This window comes from Caulobacter sp. FV2ye17ST, from assembly GCF_058680955.1.
Window position 1 is genome coordinate 883,720 of sequence record NZ_CM178727.1, and the last position, 21,933, is coordinate 905,652.

Genomic DNA, 21,933 nt, shown 5'->3' on the forward strand with positions numbered 1-21,933 from the left:
GAGACCTCCGAAAAGGAATCTTCGTAATGGCGCTGAACAGCATCAACACGAACCAGGGCGCTCTTATCGCTCTGCAGAACCTGAACTCCACCAACCAGGAAACCGCCCAAGTCCAACAACGCATCTCCACCGGCAAGAAGGTGGCGAGCGCCAAGGACAACGGCGCGATCTGGGCCACCGCCAAGAACCAGTCCGCGACCGCCTCTTCGATGAATTCGGTGAAGGACTCGCTGCAACGCGGCCAGTCGACCATCGACGTGGCCCTGGCCGCCGGTGACACCATCACCGACCTGCTCGGCAAGATGAAGGAAAAGGCTCTCGCCGCTTCCGACACCTCGCTGAACACCGCCAGCTTCAGCGCGCTGAAGGCCGACTTTGAATCCCTGCGCGATCAGGTGACCAAGGCCGCCACGAACGCCAAGTTCAATGGCGTCAGCATCGCCGATGGCACGACCACCAAGCTGACCTTCCTGGCCAACTCGGACGGTTCGGGCTTCACGGTCAGCGCCAAGACCCTGACCCTGGCCGGCATCGGTCTGTCGGCCACCTCGACCTTCGCCGACGCCGCCGCCGCCAAGACCATGATCACCACGGTCTCGACGGCCCTGGGCACCGCGACCAACAAGCTGGCGTCGCTGGGCACCAGCTCGACCGGCCTGGACACCCACCTGACCTTCGTCGGCAAGCTGCAAGACAGCCTCGACGCCGGCGTGGGCAACCTGGTTGACGCCGACCTGGCCAAGGAAAGCGCCAAGCTGCAGTCGCTGCAAACCAAGCAGCAGCTGGGCATCCAGGCGCTGTCGATCGCGAACTCCTCGAGCTCGTCGATCCTCAGCCTGTTCCGCTAAACCAAGACGACGGCCGAACCGGCGGGACGCTTTTGGTCCCGCGCGCGTCAACGGCCGCGACCTGAGAGGGGGCGGACTTCGTGTCCGCCCCTTTTTTCATGGGCGTTCTCTTTCGCGCACGGCTTCGCCGCTTCACGCGGATCGCCGCTGAAGATGTGGGAAGGGTCGCGGAGCGTCCGGGCCTCGCCCGGATGAGTGAGTCGTGAATACCGTTTCGACGAAGACGAACGCTCCGCGTGATCTTCAGACGGAAGCCTTCGAGGCGCGGGGTTTTAACCCGCTCCCGACATTCGGCCTCCGGCGGGCGGAGGAGCTGGCTGGCTCCGTCCGGACCGCACGGGCGATTTCAGCCCATGCCTCGCGCCGCTTCGACCCTCGTGGCTCCTGTCGTTTCTGTGCTGCAAGGCCGACCGCCGCCAAGGAAACACCACGAGGTTGGCGCCCAGAGCGCAATGTACTCCACCCGCCATCGATTGAGCTGCCCGCTCGATCACCCCTGACAGTCGCAACGGTCGCCGTACGTGCGCCCTTCCCGTGCTGTCAGGTGAGATTGATTATGCGGGCGGTTTCGGCGCGTCTGATTGGCGCGATCAAGTTTTTCACAAGTGGTTGATTGGGCTGGAGTTTGCTCTGGGAAGAATGGGGGTTGAGCGCGGCGTATCCCCATACGACCAGCCCTCTCCCAGAGGGAGGGTGAGGGACCCACGCTTGCGTGGGAGGGTGAGGGGTTACACCGTCAGCCGTCCTGGCGCCCGAAGGCCCAGCCCTGTCCGGAAGGGCTTCGCAAACCCCTCATCCTCCCACGCCTGAGGCGCGGGCCCCTCCTTCTCCCTCTGGGAGAAGGGTTCGATCTGGGCCTCCCGTCCCCCTTCGCGCCGAAGGGGCCATCCTTAAATCTCACGGCGAGACGATCGCCGGTCTGTCCAGGTTGTTCAAGGACGGCGCTCCGCGCCGCCGCGGAGCGGCCGGTCGAAGACCGGTCCTTGACCAACCTGGACAGACCGGCACGCTGCAGCCTCCAAGAGATTTAAGGATGAGCGGGACGCGGGGCGTCCGCTTTCGGGAGGGATACCAAAGGGTGCTTTCGACCCTAGTCGGACCTTCGTGGCAGCAGGGCCAGAGACACGGCGAGACTAATTGCCGATACGCTGAGAACCAGCGAGATTGCCGCGTAGTGCACAGCGGTTACTTCAAAAAGAAGATTGGCTACCTTGGCGTAGCTCTCGACCAAGATCCAAATGCCGCCACCAACGCCTAGGGTGCCAACCGCCAAATGCAGCAAAATGATACGCTGACGGCGGCGCACTGCGTTTGATGCAGTTGAAGGCGATAGCCTCAGCATGACGCTCAGCAGGGTCAGCAGTGGGCCAAGCACAACCGAAATTGCACCAGAGAGCCAGAGCGAACTAGAAAGCTGGAGCAGGCCATACGCTCGCGGGGCGTAGACCGTCAAAATCGCCAGCGTGATTGCAAAAGCGAGGACGGAAAGCGCCGCTAGAAAAGCCGCATCTCGGGCGCTTGTTCTCATGTGAAATCTCCGAACTCAACGCCGCGCCTTTCGCCAATAGAGGCCCACTATCCTACTATATTGGCCCGAGGGTCTACGCCCGCTTTCCACCCTTCTCCGCCCCTCGCGACGTCGACTCGCCGACCGCCAACGCCCCGCAAGCCGCCTAAACCAGCCCGGGTCCGCTGATCTTCAGCGCCGGCGTGAAGGTCGGCCGCCGGTCCGGCAGGTCCACCCGCAGCCCTGACGCGCCGCGCGTGAAGGGCAGGGGCTCGCCGCCGCCCAGCAGTTCCACGCGCCGGACGTCACCCGCGCTGGTCGGCCCGCCGGTCGCCAGGCTGGCGATCAGCAACGGCGCCTCCGGCCAGGCCATCGGCAGGGCGTAGAGCGCGCCCGCCTTCCCGGTGAAGCGGATATCGGCCGCCTCGAACGGCTTGGCGCCGCCCTCGTTCTGCATGCCTTCGACCAGCTTGGTCGGACCCTCGCCGAAGATCCGCCAGGGCCGGGTGGCGTAGATCGCCTCGCCATTGACGGCGATCCAGCCGGCCATGTCGGCCAGCACCTTTTCTTCCCGGTCGTCGATCGAGCCGTCGCCGCGCTGGGGGATGGACAGCAGCAGGCAGCCGTTCTTGCTGACCACGTCGATCAGTCGCTGGATCACCTCGCGGCCCGACTTGTAGCCGTCGCGTTCGTACAGGGGGCGGTCATAGTGCCAGCTGCCGATGCAGGTGTCGGTCTGCCAGGGCTCATCGCGCAGGCGGTCGGAGAAGCCACGCTCCACGTCCTCGACAATGGCCCGCCGCTGCAGGGGCGACAGCTTCTTGCCGGTGGCCACCACGCCGGCGGCGCCATGCCACTGGACCGCGCGGTTGTAATAGTGGGCCGTGGCGTCCAGCCCGGCCTGGCCCAGAGGCAGGCCATAGTTGTCGAAATAGACGAGGTCAGGCCGGTAGCGGTCGACCAGATCGTTCTGCCGGTCCAGCCAGTTGCGGGTGAAGGCCGGGTTGTTGGCGGGCGGTGTCTCGATCCATTCCCCGTCGTGCCGGTCATGCCAGGCATTGGCGGCGGCGATGCTGTCGACGCCATCGGGAATGACCATGTTTCGGCCGGTATAGAGGTCCTGCGGGTCCAGCCCCTGCCACCACTTGCCGTGGCCATTGGCCCTGGTCAGGCGGAAGGCGTCATAGCGCTGGCCCTTGCGGGGTCCCTCGGCGTCATAGCCATAGGCCGTCTGCCACCAGTGCCAGGCATGGGCGCCGTGGTTGGAGACGCCGAACTTCAGGCCGTGCTCGCGGGCCACCCGCTCCCAGGTCCCGACGATGTCGCGTTTCGGGCCGACCCGCGTGGTGTTCCAGGCATGGTGGCGGCTGTCGAACATGTCGAGATTGTCGTGGTGGTTGGCCATCGACATGAAGTAGCGGGCCCCGGCCTTCACATAGGTCTTCATCAGGGCGTCGGGATCCCAGGCCTCGGCCTTCCAGCGCGGGATGAACTCCATGAAGCCGAAGTCGGTCGGGTGGCCCCAGGTCTTCAGGTGGTGCTCGTAGACGAGGTTGCCCTGCTGATACATCTGGCGGCCGTACCAGTCGCCGAACTCCGGCACGCATTGCGGCCCCCAGTGCGACCAGATCCCCAGCTTGGCGTCACGGAACCAGTCGGGCGTCTGATAGCCGCCGGCCAGGGACTCCCAGCTGCCGGTGAAAGGCCCCCTGGCGCCAGCGAGGGCGGGTGAGGCCGTGAGACCGGCGGCGGCGCTGATGACGCCACGTCGCGTAAAGGCCATGGTCGGTCTCCTAGTTGGCGGGGCTGAGGCGGATCACGCCGCCGCCGCTGGGAGCCAGCTTCAGGGTCAGGACATTGCTGGCCGAAACCACGCGGACGGTCGGCTTCAGCTCGGTCGGCGCGGCGCCGTCCTCGCGGATGTCGGCGCTGAACGCGCCCGCGCCGATGAAGTCCAGAGGGACCTTCACCGCGCGACCAGCTTCATTGGTCATGGCCCCGACCCACCACTCGCGACCCTTGCGGCGGGCCATGACGATGGACTGGCCGATCTGCCCCGACAGCACCCGCGTCTCGTCCCAACTGGCGGGCGTGGCGCTGATGAAGTCCAGCCCCGCAGGCGAGGCGGCGTAGGTCACGGGACTGTCCGACACCATCGACAGCGGGCTGTCATAGACCACGTACATGGCCAGGGCCTGGCCGCGGGTGGTCTTGACCACGGGCAGGATGAACTGGTGCTGGAACGCTTGCGGCGTCACGTTGCGGAAGCCGCCGGGCGTGTAGTCCATCGGTCCCAGCAGCATGCGGGTGAAGGGCAGGGTGACATTGTGGGTGGCGGTGAGACGCCCGCTCCACTTGTTGAACTCCGCCCCCATGACACCCTCCTGGGTCATGTAGTGCGGCCAGGTGCGGACCAGCCCCGTGGGGCGATAGGCGCCGTGCAGGTCGAGCATCAGGCGGTGCTGGCCGGTCTTGGTCAGCAGGCGGTGGTAGTAGTCGACCATGGCCTGGTCGTCGCGGTCCATGAAGTCGACCTTGATCCCCTTGACGCCCCACTTTTCGTAGGTGGCCAGGGCCTCGTCCATCTGGTCGTCCAGCGCCTTCCAGTGAACCCAGAGCATGATCCCGACGCCGCGTTCGGCCGCGTAGGCGATCAGGCCCGGCATGTCGATCCGGGGGATGGGCCGGGTGACATCCGTGCCCGGCAGCACCACGGGCGCCTGGCCGGAGCCGACGTACCAGCCGTCGTCGATCAGCATGTATTCCAGCTTGTTGGCGGCGGCGAAGTCGATGAAGCCCTTCATCGTCGCCGTATCCATGCCGGGCTTGTCGACGCCCGCCACCACCGAGCCGTTCCACCAGTCCCAGGCGGCCTTGCCCGGCTTGATCCACGAGGTGTCGGTCAGGGCGGTCGGCGGGTTGAGGCTGGTCATCAGGTTGGATGAGACCAGGTCGCCGGGCTGGTCGCCGACCATCACCACCCGCCAGGACGAGACGGTGTCGGTCCCGATCCGGGTGCGGACCGCGACCGCGCCATCCTCCAGGCGCGGCGAGAGCTTGGCTTTCAGACCCAGCCCGCCGTCGCCGCGGCCCGTCAGATAGAGGCCGGCATAGTTTTTCAGGTCGGCCTCGGCGAGGGCGAAGGTCGCGCCGTCCGGCGTCTGGCAGACCACGGGCAGTTCCAGCAGGTTGTGCTCGCGGAAGCTGCTGGCCTGAACCGGGTCGTACTCGCCTTCGTGCGATGAGCCGAACTTGCCCAGGTTCAGCGCCCAGCAGCGGTCGTCGGCGGCGAAGTCGAAGCGGGTCTCCTCGTTGCGGATCACCACGCCGGCCAGGCCCGGCTGGTCGGGCAGCGCATAGCGAAAGGCGACGCCGTCGTCATAGGCGCGGGCGATCACCGTCAGCTTCCGGCCGTCCGGGCCGGGCTCGGCGAAATCGACCGTCAGTTCGTTGTAGCGCTCGCGCACCGTGCGGGTCTTGCCGACCACCAGATCATAGGTCTGATCAACGCTGGCGGTTCTCGACGCCTTGATGGTCAGGCCGGCCGACAGCGCGCCGCCCTTGTCGAGCACAAGCCCCAGCGGAGACGGTTTCAGCAGGGCCTTGCCGCGATGGGTCACCGCGAAGCGGGGTTGCCCATTCTCGTCTGACAGCGTTATCAACAGCGACTTGTCAGACGAGGAAAGGACGAGGGTTTCCGCCCGGACGCCGGCGCCGCCCAAGGCCGTGGCAAAGACCGCGCCAGCCAGCAGCGCTTGTTTGGTAACCCCCATTGATTCCTCCCATGAAATCATTTTCATCGATTTATCGCATAAATTAGTCCGTGTATAAAACGCCGGCGAGTTTTGCGATACCGGTACCAATAGGCGCGCGACGCCAGAAAAAGAGAAGCGGGAGCATGAACACCAGGACCCTTATCGTCGCTCTGATGGCGACGACCCTCCTGACGGGCGTGGCCGTGGCCCAACCCGTCTTCGCCCCGACCGACAAGGCGACCGCCGATCCCGCCCGGTGGCCGGCGGCCAAGAGCCAGGGGCTGGTGGACGCGGCGACCGAAGCCTTTGTCGACGGCCTGCTGGCGAAGATGACGCTGGAGGAGAAGGTCGGCCAGATGATCCAGGCCGACACCTCGGCCATCAAGCCTGAAGATCTGAAGACCTACCCCCTGGGCTCGATCCTGGCGGGCGGCAGCTCGCCGCCGCTGAACGCGCCCGACCGCTCGGCCAAGGAGCCGTGGGTGGCCACGGTCCGCGCCTTCCGCGAGGCGGCCGCCACGCGCGGCGGGACCAACATCCCGCTGATGTTCGGCATCGACGCCGTGCACGGCAACGGCAATGTCGTGGGCGCGACCCTGTTCCCGCACAATATCGGCCTGGGCGCGACCCGGGACGCCGAGCTCATCCGCCGGATCGGCTTGGCTACGGCGCGCGAGACAGCGGTGTCAGGCTTTGACTGGGCCTTCGGACCCACCCTGACCGTGCCGCGCGACGACCGCTGGGGCCGGACCTATGAGGGCTATTCCGAGGACCCGCAGATCGTCCGTCAGTATGCCGACCAGATGATCCTGGGCCTGCAGGGCGCGGTCAGCGAAGGCCAGGTGCTGCAGAAGGGCCACGTGGCGGCCAGCGCCAAGCACTTCCTGGCCGACGGCGGCACCGAGAGGGGTGTCGATCAGGGCGACGCGAAGATCCCGGAAAGCGAACTGATCGCTGTCCACGCCCAGGGCTATGTGCCGGCCATCAATGCCGGCGCCATGACCGTGATGGCCTCGTTCAACAGCTGGAACGGGATCAAGATGCACGGCAACAAGACCCTGCTGACCGATGTGCTGAAGGGCCGGATGGGCTTCGACGGCTTCGTGATCGGTGACTGGAACGGTCATGGCCAGGTGGCCGGCTGCGTCCCCACCAACTGCCCCCAGGCCGCCAATGCGGGCCTGGACATGTACATGGCCCCCGACAGCTGGAAGGCCCTGTTCGACAACACCCTGGCCCAGGTCAAGTCCGGCGAGATCTCGCAGGCCCGGGTCGACGACGCCGTGCGCCGCATCCTGCGGGTCAAGGCCAAGCTGGGCCTCTTCCAGACCGCCCGGCCTTGGGAAGACCGCGACGGGGTGATGGGCAATGCCGAGCATCGGGCCCTGGCCCGCGAGGCGGTGCGCAAGTCGCTGGTGCTGCTGAAGAACAACGGCGTGCTGCCGATCAAGTCGAGCGCCAGTGTGCTGGTCGCGGGCTCGGGCGCCGACGACATCGGCCGTCAGTCGGGCGGCTGGACCCTGTCGTGGCAAGGCACCGACAACAAGAACAGCGACTTCCCCAACGCCCAGTCGATCTGGTCGGGCCTGAAGGAGGCGGTCGAGGCCGGCGGCGGCAAGGCCTCGCTGAACGTCGACGGCAAGTTCGAGACCAAGCCCGATGTGGCCGTGGTGGTGTTTGGCGAGACGCCCTATGCCGAGGGCGTGGGCGACCTGAAGACCCTGGAATACCAGGCCGGCGATAAGACCGATCTGGCCCTGCTCAAGCGCCTCAAGGCCGCCGGCGTGCCGGTGGTGGCGGTGTTCCTGACGGGCCGCCCGCTGTGGGTGAACCCGGAGCTGAACGCCTCGGACGCCTTTGTCAGCGCCTGGCTGCCGGGCTCGGAAGGCGGCGGGATCGCCGACGTGATCGTGGGTGATGCGGCCGGCAAGCCGCGCGCCGACTTCCACGGCAAGCTGTCGTTCAGCTGGCCCAAGAGCGCGGCCCAGACCTCGCTCAATCGCGGCGACAAACGCTATGATCCGCTGTTCGCCTATGGCTTTGGCCTGACCTATCGCGACAGGGTGCGGCTGCCGAAACTGTCGGAAGTCTCGGGCGTCACAGCGGCTTCGCTGAACGTCTCCAACTACTTCGTGGCCGGCAAGACGCCCGCGCCGTTCGGCTTCAAGCTGTCGCCGACCACGGCGGTGCAGATCCGGCCGGTGGACGCCGGCGGCGTGCAGGAGGCGGGTCGCCAGATCGTGTTCTCCGGAAGCGCGCCGGCGACGGCGGCGATCACCGGCGACGGCGCGATCGACCTGACATTCCAGACCAATGCCGAGATGGGCCTGCTGATCGACTACCGCGTCGATGCGGCGCCCTCCGCGCCGGTCAGCCTGTCCATCGGCGGGGGCAAACTGGACGTCTCGCCGGTGCTGGCCGCCGCGTCCGTGGGCGAGTGGCGGAGCCTGAAGGTGCCGCTCAAGTGCTTCGCGGCGGCGGGCGCGGATGTGACCAAGGTGGCCGAGCCGTTCGCGTTGTCGACGGCGGGGGCGCTGACGGTCACCCTGCAGGGCGTCAAGCTGACGACCGATCCGGCCGGGGCGGTGTGTCCGGCGAAGGCGCAGTAGCAGCAAAAACAGTTTGTCATCCCGGAAGCCTCGCAGAGGCTGTCCGGGACCCAGGGGCAACCGCGTTGCAGTGGCCCCTGGGTCCCGGCGCTCCCCCGGCCTTCGCCGGGGTACGGCCGGGATGACAAGGAATAGGATGCAGGACTTGAAGCGTTTCCTCCTGACCGCCGCGTTCGCCGCCCTGGCCACCGCCGCCTCGGCCGCGCCCCTGCTGGCGCCGGTCTTCACCGACCATGCGGTCCTGCAACGCGGCCAGCCGATCCGGGTATGGGGCGCGGCCCAGCCCGGCGCCGGGGTCGAGATCGATCTGTCCGGCGCGACAGCCTCGGCCACGGCCGACGCCCAGGGCCGCTGGTCCGCCGCGCTGCCGGCCCGCGAGCCCGGCGCGCCCCTGACCCTGATGGTCCGATCCGGTGAAGAGCGCCAGACTCTCACCGACCTGCTGATGGGCGACGTCTGGCTGTGTTCGGGCCAGTCGAACATGGAGATGCCGCTGCGCCGGATCATGAACGGCGACAACGAGACCGCCGGCGCGACCGATCCCAACATTCGCCTGTTGCAGACCGGCCGCGTCAGCCTGCCGGCCCCGACCTCCACCCTGTCCAGGGAAGCCGTCTGGCGGGTCGCCAGTCCGGAGAGCGCCGCCAATTTCGCCGCGGCCTGCTTCTTCATGGGCCGCGACATCAAGAAGACCACCGGCGCGCCGGTTGGCCTGATCGACGCCACCTGGGGCGGTTCGATCATCCAGGACTGGATCAGCCGCGAGGGCCTGACGGCGCTGGGCAACTATGACGACGGCCTGGCGATCCTGTCGGAATATGCCCGCTCACCCGAAGCCGGCATGGCCAGCTGGGCCGCGATGATGGAGCGCTGGTCGGCGCGTGTTGAGCCGCAAGCCAAGGACTGGAAACGCCCCGATTTCGACGACCGCGCCTGGTCCAGCCTGCCGGCCGAGGCCTTCTGGGAAGCCGCGCCCGAGCTGGCGACTTTCGATGGTGTGATCTGGCTGCGGGGCGCCGTCACCTTGACCGCCAAACAGGCCGCGCAGGCCGCGACCCTGTCGCTGGGCCCGGTGGACGACATCGACACCACCTTCGTCAACGGCCGGCAGGTCGGTTCGAAAGAGGGTTGGGATACGCCGCGCGACTATGCCCTGGCGCGGGGCGCGCTCAAGGCCGGTCGCAATGTGATCGCCCTGCGCGTCGTCGACACCGGCGGCGGGGGCGGGGCGTGGGGGCCGGCGGCGCAGAAGGGCGTGAAGCTGGCCGATGGCCAGTTCGTCCCGCTGGACGGCGCCTGGCGCTACAGGGTCTCGACGACTCTGGACAAAAGCGGCCTGCCGCCGCACGCGCCGTGGCTGGGGGCGAGTGGCTTGTCGACCCTTCACAACGGCATGATCGCACCGCTGGCGCCCTATGGCCTAAAGGGGTTCGCCTGGTACCAGGGCGAGGCCAATGTCACCGAAGCAGCGGAATATGCCCGCCTGATGCCGGCCATGATCGCCGACTGGCGACGGGAATTTGGCGCGCCCGAAGCCCCCTTCCTGATGGTGCAGCTGGCCAGTTTCGGCGCCTACAGGTCGGTTCCCGTCGAGTCCGGATGGGCGGCCCTGCGCGATGTCCAGCGACGCACGACGGCGGCCGATCCCAGGGTGGGCATGGCCTCGGCGGTCGACCTGGGCGACATCTACGACATCCATCCCACCAACAAGCAGCAGGTCGGCGCGCGCCTGGCCCTGCTGGCCCGCAAGCTGGCCTATGGCGAGACGGCCCTAAACGCCGCCGGTCCCGCGCCCCTGTCGGCGCGCCGCGACGGCGGGGCGCTGGTGGTGACCTTCGACCAGCCGCTGGTGGTGTTTGGCGCGGGGCGACCGGGCGGCTTCGAGCTTTGTGACGCGACGGCGGCCTGCCGGTTTGTCGATGCGACGGTCCAGGGCGCCGACATCAGGATCGCGGCGACCGACGGCCCCGCGCCGGTCAAGGTGCGCTTCGCCTGGGCCGAGAGCCCGATCCTCAACCTCTATGGCTTCAACCGCCTGCCGGCGACGCCGTTCGAGCTTCCGCTCAACTAGAGCCAAGCTCGGCGGAGATGTCGCGCGCCGTCGCCTGGATGGCGGCGATGGTGTCGGGGATCGCGATGGCGGTCGGGGTCTGGGCGTAGGGTACGGTCAGGGCGGCGGCGACGCCCTCGGCGCCCATGATCGGGGCGGACAGGTCGGTGATCTGCCGGGCCACGGCGCTGTCGGCGCGGACATAGCCGACCTTGCGGGCGGTGGTCGCCCGGGTCTCGAAATCACTCCAGAGTTCCCCGGCGGCGGGCTTCAGCCGCGCGCGCCAGTCGGCCCGGATTTTGTCGGGCTGGAAGGCGTAGAGCACCAGGCCCGAGGTCGCCTCGACCAGCGGCCGCCGGTAGCCGACGCGCACGGAAAAGCCCAGGTCGCCGGGCGCCTCGATACGGGCGACGACCACCATCTGGTCCGCGCTGACCACGGCCATGTGCACCGACTGGCCGATGACGACCGACAGCTTGCGCATCTGCGGCAGGGCCGCTTCCAGCAGGTCCTTGGCCGGCGCGCGGGTCATGCCCAGGGCGAACAGCTTGTTGGTCAGCACCAGACCTTCGCCGGTCGGGGCGGGGCCGACATAGCCGCGGAACTCCAGCACCTGCACCATGCGGAACAGCTCGCTGACCGAGCGGTCCAAGGCGGCGGAAATCTGCGACAGGGTCAGGGGCGTGCGGTGCGCCGCCAGCAGTTCGAGCACGTCCAGGCCCTTTTCCAGGGCGGGGGCGCGGTACTTGCGGTCGGTGTCTTCGGGCTCGGCCATGGGTTTCTATAGACGATAGAATCGCCGCGCCGTCTCGCCGAACAAGGCGGCCAGATCGTCGGGCTGGGTGAGGCCGCTCAGGCGGCGGGCAAGGGCGAGCCAGTTGGCGTAATCGCCAGCCAGATTCAGGACGGGCCAGTCGCTGCCCCACATCAGGCGCGACGGTCCGAAGATCTCGATCAGATGGACGACATAGGGCGCCAGGGCTTCCGGCGGCTGTCGGGGCGACGCCTCGGTCAGCAGGCCTGACAGCTTGCAGAAGACGTTCGGAAGAGCGGCGAGGGCGGCCATGTCGGCGCGCCAGGGATCCAGCCCGCCGACGGCGATGGCGGGCTTGCCGCCATGGTCGATGACGATGGACAAGTCCGGCCAGCGCCGCGCGAACGTCAGCAGCTGGGGCAGGTGGCGCGGCAGGACCAGGGCGTCGAAGGTCAGGCCATGCCCGACCATCGCCGCGATCGCCGGCTCCAGCGCGGGGTCGAGGATCCAGTCGTCGGCCAGGTCCTGCAGCATGGGCCGCAGGCCGCGAAGCTTGGGCCGGGCGGCCAGGGCCGCGATCCGGGCCGGGGCGTCGTGCGCCGCCAGATCGGTCCAGCCGACCACGGCCAGCACCAGAGGCTCGGCGTCGGCCAGGTCCAGCAGCCACGCGGTGTCGCGGTCGGTGGGCTGGGATTGCACCAGCACCGAACCCGCCAGTCCCAGAGGCTGGCCGACGGCCTTCAGCTCGGCCGGCGCGACGTCGCGATGGATTGCGTCCAGGTCAGGGGGCGGCCAGGCGCAGTCGCCGATCCGCCAGAAATGCTGATGCGCGTCGATCATCGCGCGGCGGCGGCCTTGCCGGCCGACAGGGCGTAGAGGCCGACCACCAGGAAGCAGACGGCGGGCGCGCCCATGGCGATCCGCATCGACGCGATGTGCGCGATCCAGCCCATCAGCGGCGTCAGCACCGCGCCGCCGATGATGGCCATGACCATGAACGACGAACCGGTCTTGGTCAGCGGGCCCAGACCCTTCACCGCCGTGGCGAAGATGGTCGGATACATGATCGACATGAAGAAGCTGGTCGCCGCCAGGGCGTAGAGGCCCGTCCTGCCGCCGACCATCACGGCCACCGCGACCAGCGCCAGATTGATCGCCGCATAGAGGGCCATCAGCCGCCACGGTGCGACCACGCTCATCAGCGCCGTGCCGATGAACCGCCCGGCCAGCAGCGCCCACAGTGAGAGGATCAGCACGCCGGCCGCCGCCTTCTCCCCCATGCCGGGCGCCTCGATCTGGGCGTAGCGGATCATGTAGCTCCACACCCCGACCTGGGCGCCGACATAGAAGAACTGGGCCGCGACGCCGGATACGAAGCGCGGGCGGGCCAGCAGCCGGGGGAAGTCACCCACCACCGAGCCTTCATCGGCGTCGGCCGGCGGGCGGTTGGCCTGGGCGGGAAAGCGGACCAGGGCGACGATGGCGGCCAGGATCAGCACCACGCCCGCCAGGACCAGATAGGGCGTCTGCACCGAATGGGCCTCGGCGACCCGGAACTGTTCCAGGGCCGAAGGACTCATGGCCGCCAGCTCGGCCGCCGTCGGCTCGTGGCCCGACAGGATGAACTCGCGGCCGATGAAGATGCCTGCGATCGATCCGGCGGGGTTGAAGGCCTGGACGAAGTTCAGGCGCTGCTCCGACTTCGCCGGATCGCCCAGCACCGTCATCAGCGGATTGGCCGAGGTCTCCAGGAACGCCAGGCCGCTGGCGATCACGAACAGGGCGGCCAGGAACCCGGAATACTGCCGCGCCTCGGCGGCCGGCCAGAACAGCAGCGCGCCGGAGCCATACAGTACCAGACCCAGCACGACGGCCGCCTTGTAGCCAAACCGGCGCATGACCATGCCGGCCGGCAGGGCCAGGACAAAATAGCCCATATAGAAGGCCGACTGGACCAGACCCGATTGCCAATCGTTCAGGGTGAAGGTCTTCTTGAATTGCGGGATCAGGACGTCGTTGAGATTGTTGGCGACGCCCCACAGGAAGAACAGGGCGGTGATCAGGACGAGCGGCAGCGCCGCCCGGGATCTTGGACCGGTCTCCATGGTGTTTCCTCGCTGGCGCGCCGTTGACCGGGCCCCGTTTGTCTGGCGACAGCACATCATATATGAATATTGTCGTCAAATATGAAAATGAACACTTGGAATCAGGCGCGATGACCACCCGGCGGCTTTGCTATGCGCTCGATCTGAAGGACGACCCCGCCCTGATCGCCCGCTATCGCCAATGGCACGCGCCGGGCGGTCCGCCGCCGGCGATCAACGCCTCGATCCGCGCGGCGGGGATCGAGACGCTGGAGATCTTCCTGACCGGCAACCGGCTTTTCATGATCATGGAGGTCGGGGAAGCGTTTTCCGAGGCGGCCAAGGCGGCGGCCGACGCGGCCGATCCGCAGGTCCAGGCCTGGGAGACGCTGATGTGGACCTTCCAGCAGGCCCTGCCCTGGGCGGCGCCCGGCGAGAAGTGGGTGGCCTGTGAGCGCATCTACGCCCTGTCGGACCAGCCCTGATCGAGCCTGGTTGGCGTTAGACCGCCACGGTCTTCAGCTTGTCGCGCAGGGCCGTCAGTTCGTCGAGCGGCAGGCCAACCTGGCAGAAGATCTGTTCCGGGATCGAGACGGCCCTGTCGCGCAGGGTCAGGCCCGCTTCGGTCAAGCTCACGATCACGCGGCGCTCGTCCTTGGGATCGCGGGCGCGGGCGATCAGGCCGCCGGCCTCCAGACGTTTCAGCAGCGGAGTCAGGGTGCTGGAGTCGAGATCCAGCGCTTCGCCCAGGGCGCCGACGGTGCGCGGGCTGGCCTCCCACAGCACCAGCATGGCCAGATACTGCGGATAGGTCAGGCCCAGGGCGTCGAGCAGCGGGCGGTAAAGCCGCGTGACGCGGTTGGCCGCGCCATACAGGGCAAAGCACAGCTGACGGTCGAGGCGCAGGGCCTCGACCGGAGCGGATGCGGACTTGGTGTTGGTCTGGCTCATGCGGCCTTTACGACAAGGGTGACGTCGATATTGCCACGGGTGGCGTTGGAATAGGGGCAGACCTTGTGGGCCGTCGCAACCAGGGTCTCGGCGTCGGCCTGCGACAGGCCCTGGGTTTCGACTTCCAGGGTGACTTCAAGCTTGAAGCCGACCTCTTGCGGCAACAGCCCCACGACGCCCGTGACCTGCGAGCCGGTCATGGCAAGCTTCTGCTGGCGGGCCACCAGACCCATGGCGCTCTGGAAACAGGCGGCGTAGCCGGCGGCGAAAAGCTGCTCGGGATTGGAGCCGGTTTCCTTGCCGCCCAGGGCCTTGGGCATCGAAAGCTGCAGGTCCAGCAGGCCGTCGTCGCTGCGGACATGGCCTTCACGGCCGCCGACGACGGTGGCGCGGGCTTCATAGAGAGTGCTCATGGGGTCGCTCCTTGCGAATGACTATGTAAACGATTTAATCGTGCACGATATAAATTCAAGGCCGTCGCCCGAAATAAATCGCGCGCGATGTGTTTCTTCGGGAGGTCTCAGGCCGCCCAGGCGGCCGCGAAGCGCTTGAGCAGCGAACGGGCCGCGCTTTCGGCGCTGGAGGTGACGGCCTCCAGGCGCAGGAAGAGGTCGCCGGCCGCATGCGGTCCGCGCGGTGGCAGGCCCTGGCCGGGAAGGCGGACCAGACCGCGCGAGGCGGCCTTGGTCGAGATCCAGGCCAGGCGGGGGCCCAGCGCGGTGTCGAGCTCGACCCGGCCGCCCTCGGCCAGGACGCGCTTGTCGATCTTGCCGGTCAGCCACAGGTCATCGCCCCGGATCAGGGCCTCGCGGGCGCCCTTGTGGCGGACCACGAAGGTGACGCCGTCGACCCGGACCTTGTCGTCGACGCGCAGGCCGGCGGGCAGTTTCAGGCGCAGCTGACGACCGTCGATGGCCAGATCCATCGACCCTCCGCCGACCGCTGTGGCGACATCGATTTCCAGGGTCGCCTGCTGGAAGACCTCGGCGGCGGGCGTCGCGCAGGCCGGCGGGAAATGGATCGGTCGGGGCGGCGGCTGATCCTGCAGCAGGCGATAGGCGGCCAGCACGTCGCGGAACAGGGCCGCGTCGCCGCCGGGACGATCGGGGTGGGCCCGCTTGGCCGCTTCCCGATAGGCGCCGCGCAGCTCGCGCTCGCCCGCGCCGGGCGCGACGCCCAGCAGGGCGCGTGCGGCGGAAAGGGTCAGGGAGGAGGCGGGCCGCGGAGACATCGGGCCGACCCTGCCGGGACTTGGTCAACGCCGGGTTAAGTTAAGACTTTCGGCGGCGGTGGCCGTGATGCGCGGGCGGGTCTATATCCCCTCCATGACCGAAGAGACCCTGATCCCCGCCTCGCCCAGCGAAGACGACTATGTCCGCCAGGTGACCCAGGCCGCGCCCCTGCCGCTGCTGCCGGAAAACGACCCGCTGGATTTGTTCGCCGAATGGCTGGCCGAGGCCGGCAAGAAGGAGCCCAACGATCCCAACGCCGTGGCGGTCTCGACGGTCGACGCCGACGGCATGCCGGATTCGCGGATGGTGCTGCTGAAGGATTTCGACGCCCGGGGCTTTGTCTTCTACACCAACACCCAGAGCGCCAAGGGCGTGGAGCTGACCGGCCAGCCCAAGGCGGCGTTGCTGTTTCACTGGAAGTCCCTGCGCCGGCAGGTGCGGATCCGCGGCGTGGTCGAGCCGGTCACCCAGGCAGAGGCCGACGCCTATTTCTCCAGCCGCGCCCGTCACAGCCAGTTGGGCGCCTGGGCCAGCGACCAGTCGCGGCCTCTGCCCGATCGCCTGGCCCTGGAAAAGCGCGTCGCCGAGATGGGCCTGAAGTTTGGCCTCGGCAAGGTGCCGCGCCCGCCGCACTGGTCGGGCTATCGCGTGGTTCCGCAGGTCATCGAGTTCTGGCGCGACCGCCCGTTCCGCCTGCACGAACGGCTGGTCTATGACCGCGTCGGCGAGGGCTGGACGACCAAGCGGCTGTTTCCGTAGGGAGCCGCGCGCTCACGAAAGTTGCGTTGCCTGAGTGCGGCTCAAGTGATCGCAAAGGTCGAGCAAGCGGCGCACATCCGCTTGCGCAGGGTTCACATCGAGCAGGCCATGAGCCACGGCATTCCGCGCCTTGGCCATCTCACGCAGAAAAAGCGCATCTTGTTGGGGCAATCGTCCTTTCGAGATCATCACGTCGATCAACGAGCCAGGGGTAAGGCTTCGAGCGGCAAGATCGGGCTCGAGCCGGCGACCGATAGCCTCGAAGATTGACCAGGCCAGCAGCAGCGCCGGGCGGGGCGCTATTTCTGAAACCCGTCGAGCTTCCTCCAGCGCCAACCGAACCTCATCGTCAGTCGCGGTGGTCAGTGGAATGCCCTCGGGCGCGGCGTAGATTACTTCCAGGCGCCAATCGGGATGCCCCGTGAACAGGCTTTGGATTTGCCTCACTTTGGTATCGGTTGATTGACTGCGGCTCCGCATGATCTCGATCACGAGAGACTGCGTCGGCCCGATGGCGATGGCGTCCGGGGCGAAGCCGCGCAGAAAGGGCGGCAACTGATCGACCTTCGGCTGCCGGATCAAGCGATAGCCTTCGTTGGTCCAGCGCGGCTCAAGGCGATCAAGCACCTCATCCTCGGTTAGCGCGGATACCATCAAGAAAGCTCCTCATGCACGTCGCCTGCAATTCTGATGTAGACGACGGGTTCTTCGGATTGGAGCGCCCCCAGCAAAGCGACGGACGGATCCTGAAACGCAAATATATGCCCAGGCTCGAACTTCTGCACGACAACCCGTTCAACGATTTCGTCATCGCTGTAAACGCAGCGCACCATAGCATCCAGGATGGGCTTTACCCGGTTGTCGACATCGCCCTGCATTTCGGCTGCAGGAAAGAGGTAGATGGTGACCGCCAAGGGGTCCGTTAGAAGCCACGCTCCTTCTGGAAGCGCAGCCTTAGCCGCAGCTTGAACGGTTTCCTTCCAGGTGCGCTTGGAATCGGACGAGCCTTGAAGGCTTATCGCCGTGCCTCTTATGACGAACTCGAATGGTAGTTCAGGTTCTAAAGACACCGAATCCAGCCACCAATTTTCAACAGCATTGCCAAAGCTTACGGTTTACAATGGGCCTGCAGCGGCGCCTGTGAAAGTATCCGCCGGCGCCCGGTAGCGCGCCAGAAAGGTCTCGACCGCGTCGTCGCAGATGTCGCTCAGGGGGCGGCTTGGCAGGGTTTCGTCGCCGGCGGTGAGGCCGAGCACCAGGGTGGCGTGATCGATCATGCCCATCAGCTGGCCGGCGGCCCACGAGGGCTTTTCGACGGCGATCTCGCGCGTCTGGACCAGATCGCCGATCACCGCCATGGCCGCGCCGCCCAGCTCGTCGCGGGCGCCCTGCAGGAAATGGTCGGCCACCTCGTCGAAGCGCCGACGCTCGGCCGTCACCAGACGGAACATCGCCCGGGTCAGGGGACGGGTCATGAAGACCGCATAGGCGTTGGCGAAGGCCAGCAGGCGGGTGCGGGCGTCGCCCCGGGTGAGCACGCTTTCGCGGACCGGGGCTGCGATGTCGCGCGCGGTTTCCAGAACAACGACCTTGAACAAGTCGGCCTTGCCGGGGAAATAGGCATAGAGGGTCGCGGTCGAGACGCTGGCGGCGCGGGCCACCACTTCCATGCCGGCGTCGCGATAGCCTTCGAGCAGGAACTGGGTCCGCGCGGCGGCGACGATCTCGCTTCTCTTGTGTTCGGCTCTCTTGAGGCCGGCGCCCATCAGCATTTCAACAACTCTATCCGCTACTGGGCTGCAAGTTAATCGAGTATCCGGAATTGGCGCAAGCCATGGGCGAGGACGTGGGCTCGAGATTCGGTTATGGGAGCCCGGCGCCGGTCTGCGAGCGCGAAGCGACAGGATTTTGGGCGTGAACAAGGACGCTGAGAGCGCGCGCGAACAGGAAGTGGCGGCCTGGTTCGCCCAGCGGGCCGAGAACACGATCGAAACCTCGTGCGCCCGGGTTTTCCTGATCGGCGACGCCGCCTTCAAGGTGAAGCGTCCCGTCGACTTCGGCTTTCTCGACTATTCCACCCTGGAACTGCGGCGCTGGGCGCTGGAGCGCGAGCTGGTGTTCAACCGCGCCGCCGCGCCCGACATCTACCGCACCGTCCGGCGACTGACCCGTGACGCCGGGGGCGGCATCGAGGTCGACGGTGACGGCGAGGTCGTCGAATACGCTCTCGAAATGCGCCGCTTCGACGAGCAGGGCGTTCTGGCCACCCAGCCCTGGGCCATTGACGACGCCCTGGAAGACGCCCTTGGCCGCACCGTGGCGCGCTTTCACGCTGGCGCGACCCTGCGGCCGCAGGGCGGCGGGGTGAACGCCCTGGGCTATACGATCCGCTCGAACGCCAACCTGCTGCGCGGCCTGGCCCCGCGTCTGGGCGCGCTGGCCGTCGAGCGCCTGATCGCCGAGACCGATCTGGCGCTGGAGCGTCTGGGCCCGCTGCTGGACGCCCGCGCGACCGAGGGCTTCGCCCGCCACTGCCATGGCGACCTGCATCTGGGGAACATCCTGATCGAGGACAGCCGGCCCATCCTGTTCGACTGCATCGAGTTCAACGACACCCTGTCGGATATCGATATCCAGTACGACCTGGCCTTCCTGCTGATGGACCTGGATTTCCGCCGTCGCCGCGACGCGGCCGGTCGGGTGCTGAACGCCTATCTCGACGAGGCCGCGCGGTCGTTCGGCGACGGCCTGTGGACCGGCCTGGCCGCCCTGCCGCTGATGCTCAGCGTGCGCGCCGCCGTACGCACCCACGTCTGGGCCTATACCGGCGACGACGAAGCGGCGCGGGCCTATCTGGCCACGGCCCTGGAACATCTGGCGCCCAGGCCGGTCAGCCTGGTGGCGACCGGGGGGCTGTCGGGCTCGGGCAAGTCGACCTTCGCCCGCGTCTGCGCGCCCGGCCTGGGCTCGGCTCCGGGCGCCGTGGTCCTTCGGACGGACGAGATCCGCAAGCGCCTGTGGGGCGTGCCGTCGCTGGAGCGCCTGCCGCGCGAGGCCTATACGCCGGAGATGAGCGTGCGGGTCTATGACCAGCTGTTCAGCGACGCGGCCCTGGCCCTCAAGGCCCGCCGCTCGGTGGTGCTGGACGCCGTCTTCATGAAGCCCGAGGAGCGCGCGCGGGCCGAGGCGCTGGCCGCCTCCGCCGATGTCGCCTTCCAGGGCGTCTGGCTGGAAGCGCCGCCCGAAGTGCTGCGCGCCCGGGTCGCCGCCCGGGTCAATGACGCGTCCGACGCCGATGTCGCGGTTCTGGAGACCCAGCTGACGCGCCAGACCGGCGACATCGCCTGGCGCCGGGTCGACACGGTCAGCGCATTCGAGGACGAGGCGCGGGCCCTGGCCGAGACGATGGGCTAGGTTTGGCGGGCCGCGTCTCGTTTGCTCTTCTTTCTTCCGCTCTCCCCGGCGAAAGCCGGGGTCCAGATCGAACCCGGAGAGGCGGCTATCTTGGCCGAAGCGGTGGGCGCACTAACTCCAAACGCTCTGGCTGAATCTGGGCCCCGGCTTTCGCCGGGGAGAGCGGACGTTTTGGAATCCCTAGCTTAACGTCACGCCGCGTCGTGCAGCGCGTCCGTTGCGGACGCGTCGGCGCGTGTCGCCCGGGCGATGGCGGTGATCAGGGCTTCGGGTTTGACCGGTTTGCCCAGGTGATCGTTGAAGCCCATCTTGAGGAAGCGCTCGCGGTCACCCGCCATGGTCGAAGCGGTCAAGGCGATGACCGGCAGGTGGGGATCGCCCGCGGCGCCGGCGCGGATGGCCGCCAGCGCCGTGATGCCGTCCATCACCGGCATGTTGATGTCCATCAGCACGCAGTCGAAACTGCCGCCGGTCATCGCGTCCAGAGCCGCCTGGCCGTTTTCGACCACGGTCAGGGACAGGCCGGTGGCCTCCAGCATGGTCTGCACGACCAGCTGGTTGATCGCATTGTCCTCGGCCATCAGCACCCGGACCGAGGCCATCGCGGTGATGTTGTCGCGCGCGGCTTCGATCGCCAGCTGCGGCTCCGCGCCCGGCGCGCGGATGCTGAAGACGAAGCAGGCGCCGGTATCGCAGGGCGCCAGGGTCAGGTCGCCGCCCATCTGGCGGGCCAGGGCGCGCGAGATGGTCAGGCCCAGGCCCGCGCCGCCATGACGCCGCGAGATGGTGTCGTCGGCCTGGGTGAAGCTTTCGAAAACCCGGCCCACGGCCTCGGGCGGCACGCCCGGCCCCGTGTCGCGCACGGCGAAGAAGATCTCGTGCAGGCCGTTGGCCGGCGCCCGGGGCGAATAGATGTGCAGGTCGACGCCTCCCTCGACCGTGAATTTCAGGGCGTTTGAGATCAGGTTCATCAGCACCTGGCGCACGCGCAGGGCGTCCCCCTCGATCCAGGCTGGAACCTCGGCGTCGAAACGGATCGTCAGGTCGAGGTTCTTGACCACGGCGACGTCGCGCCAGGCGTTGACGATGTCGGTGACGGCTTCCTCCAGATTGAACGGTTCTGGAACAAGCTCGACCTTGCCCGCCTCGATGCGCGACAGGTCCAGCACGTCGTTGAGCAACTGCATCAGATTGTCGCCCGACTTGATCATCAGGCGGATCTGCTCGCGCTGGGTCGCGTTGAGGTCGGAGCGAGCTAGGGCGTGGGCCATGCCCAGCAGGCCGTTCATCGGTGTTCGCAGTTCGTGGCTGGTGACGGCGATGAAGGTGGACTTGGCGCGGGTGGCCTCCAGCGCGCGCTCGCGCTCCTCACGCAGGCCGTGGGTCAGCTGGTCCATGCGCCGGGCGGCCGCGCGGTTGGAGATCATGGTGCTGATGGTGTTCGCCACAAGGAGCAGCAGGCCCCAGCGCGTGGTGTCGGCGGCAAGACCCTGGGCGTCAAAAAAGAAGAACGGAAAGATCCACAGGCTTGCCAGGGGTACGACCGCGCTGACCACGACCAGCGGCCAGGGCTGGTGCCGATAGTTCTGGGTGAAGACGATCTGTCCGACCCAGACGCTGACCGCCGCCAGTTTCAGGATATCGCCGGGCGACAGCCACAGCATCGCCGCCAGCCAGCCCCAGATCAGGTTGATGGGCAGAGCGCACAGGACAAAGCCCATGCGCCGGGCGGGCGTTCCGGCGACTCCCGGCTTGAAGCCGCGCGTGACCAGGCGGGCAAGGCCCTCGGCGACAACCAGAGCCGCCAGCCATGACATCATCATCGCGGGATTCAGCGCCCGGCCCAGCAGGAAGGCGACGACCACAGCCGAGATCAGGCGCGAGGGCACCAGGCGATGGGTGTCCATCGCCACCTCGTCCAGCCGTTCGTCGGCCCAAGGGGATTGCAGCCAGCGCAAGGAATCATCCTG

19 protein-coding genes are annotated in these 21,933 nt (G+C 67.6%); 6 read left to right on the forward strand and 13 right to left on the reverse strand.

What is annotated here, in order from left to right:
- The first annotated feature begins 26 nt into the window (after positions 1-26).
- Positions 27-848 carry a flagellin gene (locus ACW17V_RS04320; RefSeq protein WP_492107652.1) on the forward strand — a complete coding sequence of 274 codons (822 nt, stop codon included), beginning with the start codon at positions 27-29 and terminating at the stop codon, positions 846-848.
- Positions 849-1,938: 1,090 nt separating this feature from the next.
- Here ACW17V_RS04320 and ACW17V_RS04325 read toward each other — a convergent pair.
- The 3 genes from ACW17V_RS04325 to ACW17V_RS04335 form a co-directional block, all read right to left on the reverse strand.
- The gene (locus tag ACW17V_RS04325; RefSeq protein ID WP_492107653.1) at positions 1,939-2,376 is read right to left on the reverse strand and encodes a hypothetical protein; all 438 of its coding nucleotides are present in this window, start codon (positions 2,374-2,376) and stop codon (positions 1,939-1,941) included.
- Between the two features lie 145 nt (positions 2,377-2,521).
- Complete coding sequence (locus ACW17V_RS04330; protein WP_492107654.1) at positions 2,522-4,138, reverse strand: alpha-L-fucosidase; 1,617 nt, start codon at positions 4,136-4,138, stop codon at positions 2,522-2,524.
- Positions 4,139-4,148: 10 nt separating this feature from the next.
- On the reverse strand, positions 4,149-6,128 hold the full coding sequence (locus tag ACW17V_RS04335; protein ID WP_492107655.1) for a glycoside hydrolase family 97 protein: 1,980 nt from the start codon (positions 6,126-6,128) through the stop codon (positions 4,149-4,151).
- 125 nt (positions 6,129-6,253) lie between these two features.
- Between ACW17V_RS04335 and ACW17V_RS04340 the strand changes: the two genes are divergently transcribed.
- Together ACW17V_RS04340 and ACW17V_RS04345 are read left to right on the forward strand one after the other, a co-directional pair.
- Positions 6,254-8,719 carry a glycoside hydrolase family 3 protein gene (locus tag ACW17V_RS04340; protein ID WP_492107656.1) on the forward strand — a complete coding sequence of 822 codons (2,466 nt, stop codon included), beginning with the start codon at positions 6,254-6,256 and terminating at the stop codon, positions 8,717-8,719.
- Between the two features lie 145 nt (positions 8,720-8,864).
- Positions 8,865-10,790, forward strand: a complete 1,926-nt coding sequence (locus ACW17V_RS04345) for a sialate O-acetylesterase (RefSeq protein ID WP_492107657.1) — start codon at positions 8,865-8,867, stop codon at positions 10,788-10,790.
- Here the strand turns inward: ACW17V_RS04345 and ACW17V_RS04350 are convergent.
- From ACW17V_RS04350 to fucP, 3 genes are read right to left on the reverse strand one after another with little or no spacing between them, the layout of a single operon-like run.
- Positions 10,783-11,544, reverse strand: a complete 762-nt coding sequence (locus ACW17V_RS04350; RefSeq protein WP_492107658.1) for an IclR family transcriptional regulator — start codon at positions 11,542-11,544, stop codon at positions 10,783-10,785. The two genes, ACW17V_RS04345 and ACW17V_RS04350, sit on opposite strands and share 8 nt — an antisense overlap.
- Before the next feature lie 6 nt (positions 11,545-11,550).
- Positions 11,551-12,363 carry an amidohydrolase family protein gene (locus ACW17V_RS04355; protein ID WP_492107659.1) on the reverse strand — a complete coding sequence of 271 codons (813 nt, stop codon included), beginning with the start codon at positions 12,361-12,363 and terminating at the stop codon, positions 11,551-11,553.
- The gene (fucP, locus tag ACW17V_RS04360; protein ID WP_492107660.1) at positions 12,360-13,628 is read right to left on the reverse strand and encodes an L-fucose:H+ symporter permease; all 1,269 of its coding nucleotides are present in this window, start codon (positions 13,626-13,628) and stop codon (positions 12,360-12,362) included. Before fucP ends, ACW17V_RS04355 begins: the two co-directional genes overlap by 4 nt.
- 110 nt (positions 13,629-13,738) lie before the next feature.
- Between fucP and ACW17V_RS04365 the strand changes: the two genes are divergently transcribed.
- Positions 13,739-14,092, forward strand: coding sequence for an L-rhamnose mutarotase (locus ACW17V_RS04365; RefSeq protein WP_492107661.1), 354 nt, complete (start codon positions 13,739-13,741; stop codon positions 14,090-14,092).
- Between the two features lie 16 nt (positions 14,093-14,108).
- Here ACW17V_RS04365 and ACW17V_RS04370 read toward each other — a convergent pair whose 3' ends face one another.
- The 3 genes from ACW17V_RS04370 to ACW17V_RS04380 form a co-directional block, all read right to left on the reverse strand.
- On the reverse strand, positions 14,109-14,558 hold the full coding sequence (locus tag ACW17V_RS04370) for a MarR family winged helix-turn-helix transcriptional regulator (protein WP_492107662.1): 450 nt from the start codon (positions 14,556-14,558) through the stop codon (positions 14,109-14,111).
- On the reverse strand, positions 14,555-14,971 hold the full coding sequence (locus ACW17V_RS04375) for an organic hydroperoxide resistance protein (RefSeq protein WP_492107663.1): 417 nt from the start codon (positions 14,969-14,971) through the stop codon (positions 14,555-14,557). The genes ACW17V_RS04370 and ACW17V_RS04375 overlap by 4 nt, the downstream gene beginning before the upstream one ends.
- A gap of 107 nt (positions 14,972-15,078) precedes the next feature.
- Complete coding sequence (locus tag ACW17V_RS04380) at positions 15,079-15,789, reverse strand: DnaJ domain-containing protein (RefSeq protein WP_492107664.1); 711 nt, start codon at positions 15,787-15,789, stop codon at positions 15,079-15,081.
- A 94-nt stretch (positions 15,790-15,883) separates the two neighbouring features.
- Between ACW17V_RS04380 and pdxH the strand changes: the two genes are divergently transcribed.
- Positions 15,884-16,549: a pyridoxamine 5'-phosphate oxidase gene (gene pdxH / locus ACW17V_RS04385; protein ID WP_492107665.1), complete on the forward strand. Its 666-nt coding sequence runs from the start codon at positions 15,884-15,886 to the stop codon at positions 16,547-16,549.
- Positions 16,550-16,561: 12 nt separating this feature from the next.
- Here the strand turns inward: pdxH and ACW17V_RS04390 are convergent, their stop codons facing one another.
- The 3 genes from ACW17V_RS04390 to ACW17V_RS04400 are packed head-to-tail and all read right to left on the reverse strand — an operon-like array spanning position 16,562 to position 18,321.
- Complete coding sequence (locus ACW17V_RS04390) at positions 16,562-17,203, reverse strand: hypothetical protein (protein ID WP_492108733.1); 642 nt, start codon at positions 17,201-17,203, stop codon at positions 16,562-16,564.
- A complete protein-coding gene (locus ACW17V_RS04395) occupies positions 17,203-17,619 on the reverse strand; it encodes a RusA family crossover junction endodeoxyribonuclease (RefSeq protein WP_492107666.1) in 417 nt (138 codons plus the stop codon). Before ACW17V_RS04395 ends, ACW17V_RS04390 begins: the two co-directional genes overlap by 1 nt.
- Positions 17,620-17,664: 45 nt before the next feature.
- Positions 17,665-18,321 (reverse strand): TetR/AcrR family transcriptional regulator, encoded by a 657-nt coding sequence (locus ACW17V_RS04400; RefSeq protein ID WP_492107667.1) that lies wholly within the window; start codon positions 18,319-18,321, stop codon positions 17,665-17,667.
- Positions 18,322-18,463: 142 nt separating this feature from the next.
- On the opposite strand from ACW17V_RS04400, the gene ACW17V_RS04405 reads away from it, so the two are divergent.
- Positions 18,464-19,963, forward strand: coding sequence for a bifunctional aminoglycoside phosphotransferase/ATP-binding protein (locus ACW17V_RS04405; RefSeq protein WP_492107668.1), 1,500 nt, complete (start codon positions 18,464-18,466; stop codon positions 19,961-19,963).
- Positions 19,964-20,154: 191 nt separating this feature from the next.
- On the opposite strand, the gene ACW17V_RS04410 is transcribed toward ACW17V_RS04405, so the two are convergent.
- Positions 20,155-21,921 carry a response regulator gene (locus ACW17V_RS04410; RefSeq protein WP_492107669.1) on the reverse strand — a complete coding sequence of 589 codons (1,767 nt, stop codon included), beginning with the start codon at positions 21,919-21,921 and terminating at the stop codon, positions 20,155-20,157.
- Positions 21,922-21,933: the final 12 nt, after the last annotated feature.